The following is a 12,217-nucleotide window of genomic DNA, read 5'->3' as shown; positions in this document are numbered from 1 at the left end:
TATCGCCATGCGCTCATTCAGGTCCGCCAGGTCCGCGGCGGCCGCGCTGCTCGCCCTCGCGGCGGTCCTCACCGGATGCACCCGCGAGGGCGGCCGCATCGACATGGGTCCCACCGGCGGCACGCCCGTGGAGGGCGGCACGGCGACGATGGCGCTGCCGCCCGCCGCGACGCCCAACTGGATCTTCCCGATCGGCGCGCCGGGCTATGGCGCCTCGTACAACTACGGGATCAATTCGCTGCTGTTCACACCGGTGTACGACGCCGTGCTGGACGAGGCGGGCGGCGAGCTGACCACGCACGGGCCGGGCACGCTGGGCCTGGAGCCGCGGTACAGCGACGGCAACAGGACCGTGACGGTGCCGCTTCGTGAGGGCGTCGAGTGGTCCGACGGGAAGCCCGTCACCGCACGTGACCTGGAGTTCTGGTTCCACCTGGTGAGGGCCAACAAGGCGGAGTGGGGCAGCTATTCGGTCGGTACGATGCCGGACAACGTCAAGCGGTTCGAGACGCTCGACGACCACACCGTGCGGCTGCACCTGACGCGTGCGTACAACCCGGACTGGTTCACGGCCAACCAGCTGACCCTGCTGCGCGCGCTCCCCCAGCACGCCTGGGACGCGAAGACCGACGGCGGGCCCATCGGCGACTGGGACCGCACGCCCGCCGGCGCCAAGGCCGTATTCGCACGCCTGACGAAGCACGCCAAGAGCCTCGGCTCGTACGGCTCCGACCCGCTCTGGAAGACGGTCAACGGGCCCTGGAAGCTCGCCGGATGGCGCGACAGCGGACAGGTCACCATCGTGCCGAACGAGAAGTACACCGGCCCGGAGTCGGAGCGCCCGCACCTGGACAAGGTGGTCTTCAAACCGTTCACGACGGCCGACTCCGAGTACAACGTGCTGCGTTCGGGCGGCGTCGACTACGGCTACATCCCGCCGTCGGTGCTGGCGCAGAAGGAGAAGTTCCAGGACAAGGGCTACCGGGTCGATCCGTGGGAGGGCTGGGCGGCGACGTACATCGTCTACAACTTCAACTCCACGCACGGCGGCCCGATGATGGACCAGCTCTACATCCGGCAGGCCATGCAGCACCTCGTCGACCAGAAGGCGATGAGCGACGTCATCTGGCAGGGCAGCGCCACACCGACGCTCGGCCCGGTGCCGGTGACACCGAAGAGCCAGTACCTCTCCCCCGAGATGGAGAAGAACAAGTACCCGTTCTCCGTCGACAAGGCCCGGCGGCTGCTCGAAGCCCACGGCTGGCGCACGAAGGACGGCACGGCACGCTGCGTACGCCCCGGAACGGGCGAGGGCCGGTGCGGCAAGGACATCGAGAAGGACGCCCCGCTCGAACTGACCCTGCTCTCCCAGTCGGGGTCGACCGAGACGACGAACATGATGCAGGAACTGAAGTCGTCCCTGTCCAAGGCCGGCATCCAGCTGACCGTCCGCCAGCAGCCGTTGAACTCGGTGCTCGGCAACTCTGTCCCATGCAAGGAGAAGGACCCCGGCTGCGACTGGGACATGTCGTTCTTCGGGACGGCAGGCAGCTGGTACTACCCGCTCAACCCCAGCGGCGAGCAGCTCTTCTCGACGGGCGCGTCCGCCAACTTCGGCAACTACAGCGACAAGAAGGCGGACCGCATCCTGCGGGGCATGCAGTACTCCCCCGACATGAAGCCCGTGCACGAGTACGGCGAGTACCTCGCCGAGCAGCTGCCCGTCATGTGGATGCCGAATCCGGCGTACCAGGTCTCGGTGATCCGCAACGACCTGCGCGGGGTCGAGCAGAACCCGACCGTCACCTTCGCTCCCCAGCACTGGTACTACGTCAAGAAGAAGGGAGCCGAGAAGTGACAAGATCCGCCGGCCCCACCGGCTTCACCGGGTTCCTGGTCAAGCGCTTCCTCCAGGCGGTCGTCGTCCTCTTCCTGGTGTCGGTCATCGTCTTCGTGCTCCTGCACCTGCTGCCGGGCGGCCCCGCCCGCGCCATCCTCGGCCCGAAGGGCACACCGCAGCAGATCGAGCACTTCAACCACCAGCAGGGGTACGACCGTTCGCTGCCCATGCAGTACGCGATGTACCTGAAGCGGCTCCTCACGGGTGATCTCGGCGAGTCCTTCAAGCTCAACTCGCCCGTCTTCGACCTGCTGAAGCAGCGGCTGCCGAAGACGCTGCTCCTGACCGTCCTGTCCACCGTGCTCGCCGTGGTCATCGCGGTCCCGCTCGGGCTGCTGCAGGCCGTACGACGCGGCAAGGCGTCGGACTACGCGCTGACGGGCCTCGCCTTCCTGCTGTACGCGACGCCGGTGTTCTTCCTCGGCCTCATCATGATCATCCTGTTCGCGCAGGTCATGCCCATCCTTCCGGCGGAGGCCCCGCAGGGCGTGACGATCGGTGAACTCCTCGGCGACTTCACGGGGTTGGTGCTCCCTGTTGTCACCATGGCGTTCGGCATCGTCGCGATGTTCAGCCGCTACATGCGCTCGGCGGTGCTCGACAACCTCACCGAGGAATACGTCCGTACGGCGATGGCCAAGGGCCAGTCGAGCCGCCGGATCATGGTCAGGCACGTCCTGCGCAACGCGCTGATCCCCCTCGCGACGCTCCTCGGCCTCTACCTGCCGACGCTGTTCAGCGGCGCCCTCGTCGTCGAGTCGATGTTCAACTACCCCGGTATGGGGCTGCTGTTCTGGAACGCCGCGCAGGGCTCGGACTTCCCCGTCCTGCTCGGCGTGACGCTCGTCGTCGGTGTCGCCACCGTCGTCGGCTCGCTGCTCACCGATGTCCTGTACGCCGTCCTCGACCCCCGGATACGGAGCGTGGCATGACCACCACCGCTGCCCCCGCGACCGCGCCGGGCCACGAGGACGCCGAGCGGGCCACGCCCTCGCTGGCCCGCCGCACGCTGCGGGTCTTCACCGGCAACAAGCTCGCCCTGACGGGCGTGGTGGTGCTGGTCCTGCTGCTCGCGTTCAGTTACCTCGGCCCCCTCGTGCACGACACCGAGCAGGTGCACACCGACCTGTCGCAGGCGAACCTCCCGCCCGGCAGCCCCGGCCACCTCCTCGGCACCACCGACCTCGGCTACGACATGATCGGCCGCCTGATGGTCGCCGGACAGACCTCACTGGAGATCGGCCTGGCGGCAGGTCTCCTCGCCACGCTCTTCGGCACCGTCTACGGCGCGGTCTCCGGCTACTTCGGCGGCTGGGTCGACGCCGTGCTGATGCGGATCACGGACGCGGCGCTCGCCATCCCCGCGATGTTCCTGCTCGTCGTGGTCGCCGCGATCGTCACCCCCAGCAAGGGCGTCCTCGTCATGATCATCGCGGCTGTGGCGTGGCTGTCCCCCGCCCGCCTGGTGCGCGGCGAGGCGCTGTCGCTGCGCGACCGCGAGTACGTACAGGCCATGCGGATGATGGGCGGCGGCGGCACGCGGGCCGTCTTCAAACACATCGTGCCGAACGCGATCGGCACGGTCATCGTCAACTGCACGTTCCAGATCGCCGACGCGATCCTCTACGTCAGCTACCTCGCGTTCCTCGGCCTGAGCATCCCGCCGCCCTCGGCGGACTGGGGATCGATGCTGTCGGCCGGCATCACCTACACCCAGAACGGCTACTGGTGGCTGATCTTCCCGCCGGGCATCGCGATCGTGCTGGTCGTCGCCGCGTTCAACTTCATCGGCGACGGGCTGCGGGACGCGTTCGAAGTACGGCTGCGGAAGTAGAGGGAGAACCGGACATGACCGAGCCGCTGCTCACCATCGACGACCTGAGCGTCGACATCACCTCACGCGACCGCACCGTCCACGCCCTCGACGGTGTCTCCCTGACCCTCGACCCCGGCGAGGCCCTGGGCATCGTCGGCGAGTCCGGCTGTGGCAAGACGATGACCGCCCTCGGCGTCCTCGGCCTGCTGCCGCCCGGCGGCCAGATCACCGGCGGCCGCGTCCTGTTCGACGGGCGGGACCTGGCCACCGCTCCCGCGCCCGTCCTCCAGGACGTCCGCGGCAACACCGTCGGGATGGTCTTCCAGGACCCGCTGACGTCCCTCAACCCGACGATGACCATCGGCGCGCAGGTGGCGGAGCCACTGCTCCTGCACCGCCCCGGCATCGGCAGGAAGGAGGCCTGGGCGCGCGCCCAGGAGATGCTGCGCCTCGTCGGCATGCCGCAGCCCGCCGAGCGCATGAAGGCCTACCCGCACCAGCTGTCGGGCGGTATGCGGCAGCGGGTGGCGATCGCCATGGCGCTGGTCTGCGAACCGAAACTGCTGATCGCCGACGAGCCGACCACGGCCCTCGACGTGACGACGCAGCACCAGATCCTGGAGCTCGTCGACGATCTCCGCACCCGCCTCGGCATGGCGCTGATCCTGGTCACGCACGACCTGGGCGTGATCGCCAACCGTGTGGACCGGGTGGCGGTGATGTACGCGGGCCGGATCGCTGAACAGGCCGACGTACGCGACCTGTTCGCGCACCCGCGCCACCGCTACACCGAGGCGCTGTTCGCGGCGCTGCCCGAGCGGACCGCCGACCGCGGCACCGAGCTGCACACGATCCCCGGCCTGCCGCCGAACCTGGCGGTGCGCCCCACGGGCTGCCGCTTCGCCCCGCGCTGCACCTTCGCCACGGCCGAGTGCCGGGCCGTTGAACCGCCGCTCGCGGACGACGGTGTGCGCGGTGCGGCGCACCGGTTCGCGTGCTTCCACCCGGTGCCGGACGAGGCCGTCTCCGAGGACGACGTCGTGACTCCGGCGACCGTGCCCGCCGCGGCGGCCCCGGGTGCCGTGCTCCTCGAAGTCGACGCGCTGGTGAAGGAGTTCCCTTTGAAGGGCGGCGCGTTCTCGCGCAGCCGGGGGACGGTCAGCGCGGTCGGCGGGGTGTCGCTGGCGATCCGCAAGGGCGAGACGTACGGCATGGTCGGCGAGTCGGGCTGCGGGAAGACGACACTCGGGCGGATCGTCGCGGGCCTGGAGGAGCCGACGGGCGGCGCGGTGCGCTTCGAGGGCGCCGACCCGGCGCGGATGTCGCGGGCGGAGCGGCGCGCGCACCGGCGCCGCGTCCAGCTGATGTTCCAGGACTCCACCGCGGCCATGGACCCGCGCATGCGGGTCGGGGAGATCCTGCGCGAACCGCTCGTCATCCAGGGGGTCGGCGACCGCGCCGAGCAGGAGGAGCTGATCGCCGGACTCCTCGACGCCGTCGGCCTGCCGCGCGGAGCCGTACACCGCTACCCGCACGAGTTCTCCGGGGGCCAGCGCCAACGCCTCGGTCTGGCGCGGGCGTTGACCCTCTCCCCCGATTTGGTGGTCGCCGACGAACCGGTGTCCGCGCTCGACGTGTCCGTGCAGGCGCAGATCCTCAACCTGATGCGGGAGCTGCAGCGCGAGCGCGGCCTGACCTATCTGTTCATCTCGCACGACCTGGCCGTCGTACGCCATCTGGCGGACACCGTCGGCGTGATGTATCTCGGCAAGCTCGTGGAGTCGGGCCCGGCCGAGCAGGTGTACGCGCATCCGCTGCACCCCTACACGCGTGGCCTCCTGGACACGGTCAACCTGCCCGACCCGGAGGCCGCGTCCGGCACCCACCGCACACCCCTGGAAGGCGAGACCCCCTCGGCGGCGCGGCCCCCGTCGGGCTGCCGCTTCCGCACCCGCTGCCCCGTCGCCCAGGAGGTGTGCGCCACGAAGGAACCGCAGGTCAGTACGCCGAACGGAGCGGGACACGAGGTGGCCTGCCACTTCCCTCTGGCGGCGCCTCGGCTAGCGTCGCCGGTATGAGACTCGCCGACGCCCTCGCCCAGCGCCCGATCGTGCTCGACGGGGGCCTCTCCAACCAGTTGGAGGCAGCGGGGCACGACCTGAGCGACGCCCTGTGGTCCGCGCGGCTGCTCGCCGACGAGCCGGACGCCGTCGAGGCCGCCCACCGCGCGTACTACGAGGCGGGCGCAGAGGTCGCGATCACGGCGAGCTATCAGGCGACGTACGAGGGGTTCGCGCGGCACGGCATCGACGCGGGGCGCACGGGCGAACTCATGGGTCTGAGTGTCGAGTTGGCCCGACGCGCCGGGGCGGGGCTCGGCCGTGAGGTGTGGGTGGCCGCGTCGGTGGGGCCCTATGGGGCGATGCTCGCCGACGGCTCCGAGTACCGGGGGCGGTACGGCCTCTCCGCGGACGCGCTGGAACGCTTCCACCGGCCGCGCCTCGAAACCCTCGCCGCAGCGGGACCCGACGTCCTCGCCCTGGAGACGGTTCCGGACGCCGACGAGGCGCGTGCCCTGCTGCGGGCGGTCCGCGGCCTCGGGGTACCGGCCTGGCTGTCGTACAGCGTCGCGGGCACGCGCACGCGTGCGGGGCAGCCCCTGGAGGAGGCCTTCGCGCTCGCCGCCGACGTGGACGAGGTGGTCGCGGTCGGCGTGAACTGCTGCGATCCGCGGGACGCCGACGCCGCGGTGGCGCTCGCCGCGCGGGTCACCGGGAAACCGGTGGTCGTCTATCCGAACAGCGGTGAGACGTGGGACGCGGAGGCCAGGGCCTGGCGGGGTCCGGCCCGGTTCGCGGCCGGGCAGGTCGCGGGGTGGCGGTCGGCGGGGGCGCGGCTGGTCGGCGGGTGCTGCCGGGTGGGGCCCGCGGCGATCGCGGAGGTGGCGGAGGCGCTCGCGGGGGCGGGGTCATAGGGCTGAGGACACGGCGTTGACCTGCGGGAACGTGGCGTCGGAGGGTGACTGTCAGTGGTGGGGTGCAGACTGACGGATACCTGAGACAACGACGTCGCGGAGGTGGCCACGATGGCCGATGTACTTCTGACCGTAGGCACACGCAAGGGCCTCTTCATCGGCCGCAGGCGCCAGGGCGTCTGGGAGTTCGACGACAGCCCGTACTTCAACGCGCAGGCGGTGTACTCCGTCGCCATCGACACCCGCGGCTCCACCCCCCGGCTCCTCGTCGGCGGTGACAGCGCGCACTGGGGCCCCTCCGTCTTCCACTCCGACGACCTCGGCCGCACCTGGACCGAGCCTGCCAAGCCCGCCGTGAAGTTCCCCAAGGACACCGGGGCCTCGCTGGAGCGGGTCTGGCAGCTGCACCCGTCGGCCGCCGAGCCGGACGTGGTGTTCGCGGGCACGGAGCCCGCAGCGCTGTACCGCTCGGAGGACCGCGGCGAGTCCTTCTCGCTCGTCCGTCCGCTGTGGGAGCACCCCACCCGCTCCAAGTGGGTGCCGGGCGGCGGCGGGGAGGGCCTGCACACCGTGCTGACCGACGCCCGAGACGCCGCCGCGGTGACCGTCGCGGTGTCGACCGCCGGGGTGTTCCGCACCCTGGACGGCGGCGCGAGCTGGGCCCCGTCGAACAGCGGCGTGTCCGCGGTGTTCCTGCCCGAGCCGAACCCGGAGTTCGGCCAGTGCGTGCACAAGGTCGCGCGGGACGCGGCCGACCCGGACCGGCTGTATCTGCAGAACCACTGGGGTGTGTACCGCAGCGACGACGCGGGCGCGCACTGGACGGACATCGGCGCAGGGCTCCCGTCCACCTTCGGCTTCGCGGTCGTCGCCCACCCGCACCGCGGCGGCACGGCGTACGTCTTCCCGATCACCGCGGACAGCGACCGCGTCCCCGCCGACCACCGATGTCGCGTCTACCGCACGGCGGACGCGGGCAGCACCTGGGAGCCGCTGAGCGCGGGCCTCCCCGAGGAGGACCACTACGGCACCGTGCTGCGCGACGCCATGTCCAGCGACGACTGCGACCCGGCGGGCCTCTACTTCGGCAATCGCAACGGAGAGGTGTTCGCGTCGGCGGACGACGGCGACAGCTGGCGGCAGCTCGCCTCGCACCTGCCGGACGTGCTCTGTGTACGGGCCGCGGCCATCGGTTGATCGACCCCGCCGTTACGGCAGTAGGGTGACGCCGTGGCACCACGACCCTTGCATGAAATCGTCGAGTCCGGCTGGGCCAAGGCCCTGGAGCCGGTGGCCGAACGGATCGCCTCCATGGGGGACTTCCTGCGCGCGGAGATCGCCGCGGGACGCACCTATCTCCCCTCGGGGGCGAACGTCCTGCGCGCCTTCCAGCAGCCCTTCGACGACGTCCGCGTCCTGATCGTCGGCCAGGACCCCTACCCCACGCCCGGTCACGCGGTGGGCCTGTCGTTCTCGGTCGCCCCCGAGGTGCGGCCGCTGCCGGGCAGTCTCATCAACATCTACCGCGAGATGAACAGCGACCTGGGCCTGCCCCCACCGTCGAACGGCGACCTCACACCCTGGACCCAGCAGGGAGTCCTGCTGCTCAACAGGGCGCTCACCACCGCCCCGCGCAAGCCTGCGGCCCACCGCGGCAAGGGCTGGGAAGAGGTCACCGAGCAGGCGATACGAGCACTGGCCGCGCGCGGGAAGCCGCTGGTGTCGATCCTGTGGGGGCGGGACGCGCGCAATCTGCGGCCGCTGCTCGGGCAGTTGCCCTCGGTGGAGTCCGCGCACCCGTCCCCCATGTCGGCGGACCGCGGCTTCTTCGGCTCACGCCCCTTCAGCCGGGCCAACGACCTGCTGGTCCAGCAGGGGGCGCAGCCGGTGGACTGGCGGCTGCCATGACGGACGAGCATCCCGCCGAGTACTGCGTACTCGGCGTGGATTCGGGCGGCTCCGGCCTGCGGGCCGCCCTGTACGTGCCGCGGGGCGGCCCCCGCCTCTCCGGCCCGTCCCTCTCCGACTCGTCCCTCTGGGGCCCGGTGCGTTCGGCGGAACCCGTGCGCACCGGACCGCGCGGTATCGACGCCGGGCACCTCATGGAGCAGCTCCTGCCCATGGCGCGGGGCTTGCTGGAGCGGGCGGGCGGCGGGCGGATCGCGGCCGTCGCCATCGGCGCGGCAGGCATGGCGAGCCTCGGTGACGACCTCCGCGCCGAACTGCCGTCGGCGCTCGGACAGGCCCTGGGGGTACGCCGCACGGCGCTCGCCGCGGACGCCGTCACGGCGTACGCGGGCGCGCTCGGCGACCGCCCCGGCGCGGTGGTCGCGGCGGGCACCGGCCTGGTCGCGATCGGCACGGACCTGACCGCCTGGCACCGCGCCGACGGCTGGGGGCATCTGCTCGGCGACTGCGGCGGTGGTGCCTGGATCGGCCGCGCCGGACTCGACGCGGCGCTGCGGGCGCACGACGGCAGACGCGGCGGTTCGAAGGCGCTGCTCGCTCGCGCCGAAGAGATGTTCGGCCCGGCCGCCGAGTTGCCGGCCCTGCTCTATCCCCGTACCGACCGGCCCGCGATGCTCGCCTCCTTCGCGCCCGAGGTGGCCGACTGCGCGGCGGACGACCCGGTGGCGGGCGGCATCCTGCGGGCCGCGGCCCGCCATATCGCCGAGGCGGCGGCGGCCGTCTGCCCGTGTCCCGAGATGAACCCCGGGGCGCCTTCCGGGTCGGCTCCCGGGGAGAGCAAAGTCGCCCTCACCGGCGGCCTGTTCAAGCTGGGCGAGCCACTGCTCGCACCTCTGCGCGACGAACTGGCGGACCAACTGCCGCACGCGCGGCACGTTCCCGCGGCCGGTGACCCGCTGGACGGGGCCCTTCGCATAGCGGCCGATATCGCCGCGGACCGGCTGCGACTGCCGCGCGACGCGCGCATGCTCACCGTCCACAACGAAGACGACAGTTGACCTCTGTTGACCTCTACGTAATTCATCAGACAAAAACGGACTTATACCGCCCACCTGCACCCTCCCCGAACAGGGATGGCCCGCAAGCCAGTAGCATGCGGGCGCATGAGCTCCCCCACTGGGCCCGCATCCGGCCTGCCTGTACGAATGCCGCGCCCCCGTCAGCCGGGCCGGCACCGCCGTCCGGAGCCCGTCGCGGCTCCTGAGGGCGCGCCCGCACTTGTTCTCGCCGTGCCGGGCGCCCCCAGCACGTCCACGCGCAGCCTCGCCGAGGAAGTCGTGAGCATCGCCCGCTCCGAGCTGCCCGGTCTCGACGCCAGAATCGGTTACGTCGACGGTGAGGAAGACGCCACCGTCACCTCCTTCCCCGAGTTCCCCTCGCTGCAGTCCGTGCTCGCGCGCGCGGCCGCCGAGCGCGCCGCCCGCCTCGAGCGCGCGCGCGAGGCCGGTGCCGAGGTGGCCGAGGCCGCCCAGGCGGACGGGCCCGTCGCGGTCGTCGTCCCGCTGCTCGCCGGCCCCGACAGCGCGCTGATGCGCCGCATCCGGCAGGCCGTCATGGACAGCCGTGCCCCGGCCGAGCTGACGGATGTCCTCGGCCCCCACCCGCTGCTCGCCGAGGCGCTGCACGTACGGCTGTCGGAGGCCGGCCTCGCCCGCGCCGACCGCGCCCGCCTGTTCACCGTGGCGACCGCCGCGGACGGCATCGTCCTTGCCACGGTCGGCGGCGAGGAGGCCGTGCAGGCCGCCGGGATCACCGGCATGCTGCTCGCCGCGCGCCTCGCGGTGCCGGTGATGGCCGCCGCGCTCGACGAGGAGGGCGCCATCGCGGCGACCGCCGAGCAGCTGCGCGGCTCGGGCTCCGCCCAGCTGGCGCTCGCGCCGTATCTGATCGGCCCCGAGCTCGACGGCGCACTGCTCGACGCGGCCGCGAAGGAGGCGGGCTGCTCCGTCGCCGAGCCGGTCGGCGCCTACCCGGCGATCGGCAAGCTGGCGCTCGCCAAGTACACGACGACGCTCGGCATCACGCCGCAGCAGCCTTCGGGCGCGCCCGTGCACTGAGCCGTTGCACCTGTACGCCGATGGGCCCGCCCCGATGTGGGGGCGGGCCCATCGGCGTACATCGACGTACGTCGGTCGTGTATCGACGTACGTCGGCCGCGTGTGTACCCGCCTCAGCCGAAGATCACGCAGGAGGCGGCTGGCACCTCGACGGAGCCCGCCCGGCTCGGGATGCCCGTCTCCTGGTCGATGGTGAACCAGGTGACGTCTCCGGAGCGCTCGTTCGCCGCGTAGAGGTGTCGTCCCGTCGGGTCGACGGCGAGGTCGCGCGGCCAGTGCCCGCCGCACGGCACGGTCGCCGTCAGCCGCGGCGCGTCGCCCTCCTCGTCCAGCGCGATGACCGAGATGACGTCCGTGCCGCGCGTGGCGGTCCACAGGAACCGCCCGTCGGGAGCGACGACGACCTCCGAGGGATACGCGTCCCCTTCCGGGTTCTCCGCGAGGACGGGCAGCTCACCGAGCGGCGCGAGCACGCCGTCGGCGGCGTCCCACGTGCAGACGGTGAGGGTGGGGCTGAGCTCGTTCAGGACGTACGCGCGGTCGCCGCGCGGATGGAAGACGAGGTGCCGCGGCCCTGAGCCCGGGCGCAGCGCGACCTCGCGGTGCAGGGCGAGACCGTCGTCCCCGAACGCGCAGACGCGCACGGAGTCCGTGCCGAGGTCGACACTGACCGCCCAGCGGCCGCTCGGGTCCGCGAGGACCTGGTGGGCGTGCGGGCCCTGCTGGCGCTGCGGGTGCGGACCGGAGCCAGTGTGCCGGAGTTCGCCCACCGCGGCGGCGGCGAGGGTTCCGTCGCCGCTCAACGGCACGGCGGTGACGCTGCCGGAGCCGTAGTTGGCGGCGAGTACGTGCCCGTCGTACAGGGCCAGGTGGGTGGGCGCCGAACCGACGGGCACGGGCGGCCCCGCGAGCTCGGCCGTGTCCTGCCCGGTCCTGAAGGCCGCGAGGGCGCCGTCCGGGGTCTCGCTGACCGCGTAGAGCGTGTCGCCGGACGGGGACAGGGCCAGATAGGAAGGGTCGGCGACCGCGTCCGTGGCGCCGAGGACGGTCAGCGCGCCGGTGTCAGGGGCGACGGCCGCGGTGACTACGCCTGGCCCCCCGGCCCCGGTGAAAGATCCGATGTACGCCCGCTCCGCCTGCCTGCCGACGACCACTGCCAGTTCCCCTCTCGCCGGGGCGCCGCATCCGAGGCGCCGCTCGTGCGGCCGACGCTAGCAGCAGGTCTGGACCAGATGGCGACCGGAGGTCCTGCCGGAGCCTCCCCCTGGAACCCCGGCGGGGACCTCGGCGGGGGCCTCGGCAAGGGCAGTCGTGGACGGGGCGCGGACCGCTCCCGCACGGCCCGCGCCCGTTGCCCGCGGGGTTACCCCGCGGACAGGCTGATCCACCGTGTATGTGCCCGATGCACATGCTCGATCCGGCCGCGAGACGTCGCGGCCTCGGCGGCCGGCGGCCGCGCCGGGCTGGCCGCGGGTCATGCAGGAGGCGATGGTGGGCAGGTG

General features: G+C 72.2%; 10 protein-coding genes. 9 read left to right on the top strand and 1 reads right to left on the bottom strand.

Translation table 11 applies throughout. From position 1 onward, the window contains the following. Positions 1 to 7: 7 nt before the first annotated feature. The 9 genes from ACZ56E_RS37250 to ACZ56E_RS37210 all read left to right on the top strand — a co-directional run bounded on the left by ACZ56E_RS37250 (position 8) and on the right by ACZ56E_RS37210 (position 10,715). Positions 8 to 1,858 (top strand): peptide ABC transporter substrate-binding protein, encoded by a 1,851-nt coding sequence (locus ACZ56E_RS37250; RefSeq protein ID WP_471221293.1) that lies wholly within the window; start codon positions 8 to 10, stop codon positions 1,856 to 1,858. Further along, on the top strand, positions 1,855 to 2,832 hold the full coding sequence (locus ACZ56E_RS37245; RefSeq protein ID WP_471221291.1) for an ABC transporter permease: 978 nt from the start codon (positions 1,855 to 1,857) through the stop codon (positions 2,830 to 2,832). The genes ACZ56E_RS37250 and ACZ56E_RS37245 overlap by 4 nt, the downstream gene beginning before the upstream one ends. Then, positions 2,829 to 3,734: an ABC transporter permease gene (locus tag ACZ56E_RS37240; protein WP_471221288.1), complete on the top strand. Its 906-nt coding sequence runs from the start codon at positions 2,829 to 2,831 to the stop codon at positions 3,732 to 3,734. Before ACZ56E_RS37245 ends, ACZ56E_RS37240 begins: the two co-directional genes overlap by 4 nt. Positions 3,735 to 3,748: 14 nt before the next feature. Next, a complete protein-coding gene (locus ACZ56E_RS37235) occupies positions 3,749 to 5,794 on the top strand; it encodes an ABC transporter ATP-binding protein (protein WP_471221286.1) in 2,046 nt (681 codons plus the stop codon). Beyond that, positions 5,791 to 6,690 carry a homocysteine S-methyltransferase gene (gene mmuM, locus ACZ56E_RS37230; protein WP_471221284.1) on the top strand — a complete coding sequence of 300 codons (900 nt, stop codon included), beginning with the start codon at positions 5,791 to 5,793 and terminating at the stop codon, positions 6,688 to 6,690. The genes ACZ56E_RS37235 and mmuM overlap by 4 nt, the downstream gene beginning before the upstream one ends. Before the next feature lie 111 nt (positions 6,691 to 6,801). Continuing rightward, entirely contained in the window at positions 6,802 to 7,887 is a 1,086-nt protein-coding gene (locus ACZ56E_RS37225) for a WD40/YVTN/BNR-like repeat-containing protein (RefSeq protein ID WP_471221282.1), read from the top strand. A gap of 33 nt (positions 7,888 to 7,920) precedes the next feature. Beyond that, positions 7,921 to 8,598 carry a uracil-DNA glycosylase gene (locus ACZ56E_RS37220; RefSeq protein ID WP_471221280.1) on the top strand — a complete coding sequence of 226 codons (678 nt, stop codon included), beginning with the start codon at positions 7,921 to 7,923 and terminating at the stop codon, positions 8,596 to 8,598. After that, positions 8,595 to 9,656 (top strand): N-acetylglucosamine kinase, encoded by a 1,062-nt coding sequence (locus ACZ56E_RS37215; protein ID WP_471221278.1) that lies wholly within the window; start codon positions 8,595 to 8,597, stop codon positions 9,654 to 9,656. Before ACZ56E_RS37220 ends, ACZ56E_RS37215 begins: the two co-directional genes overlap by 4 nt. 105 nt (positions 9,657 to 9,761) lie before the next feature. Beyond that, entirely contained in the window at positions 9,762 to 10,715 is a 954-nt protein-coding gene (locus ACZ56E_RS37210; RefSeq protein WP_468605794.1) for a sirohydrochlorin chelatase, read from the top strand. Positions 10,716 to 10,828: 113 nt separating this feature from the next. Here the strand turns inward: ACZ56E_RS37210 and ACZ56E_RS37205 are convergent, their stop codons facing one another. Next, a complete protein-coding gene (locus tag ACZ56E_RS37205) occupies positions 10,829 to 11,869 on the bottom strand; it encodes a lactonase family protein (protein ID WP_471221276.1) in 1,041 nt (346 codons plus the stop codon). Positions 11,870 to 12,217 lie beyond the last annotated feature (348 nt).

The organism is Streptomyces sp. NPDC039480 (assembly GCF_055597165.1).
This window is presented reverse-complemented; position numbering and strand designations above follow the sequence as displayed.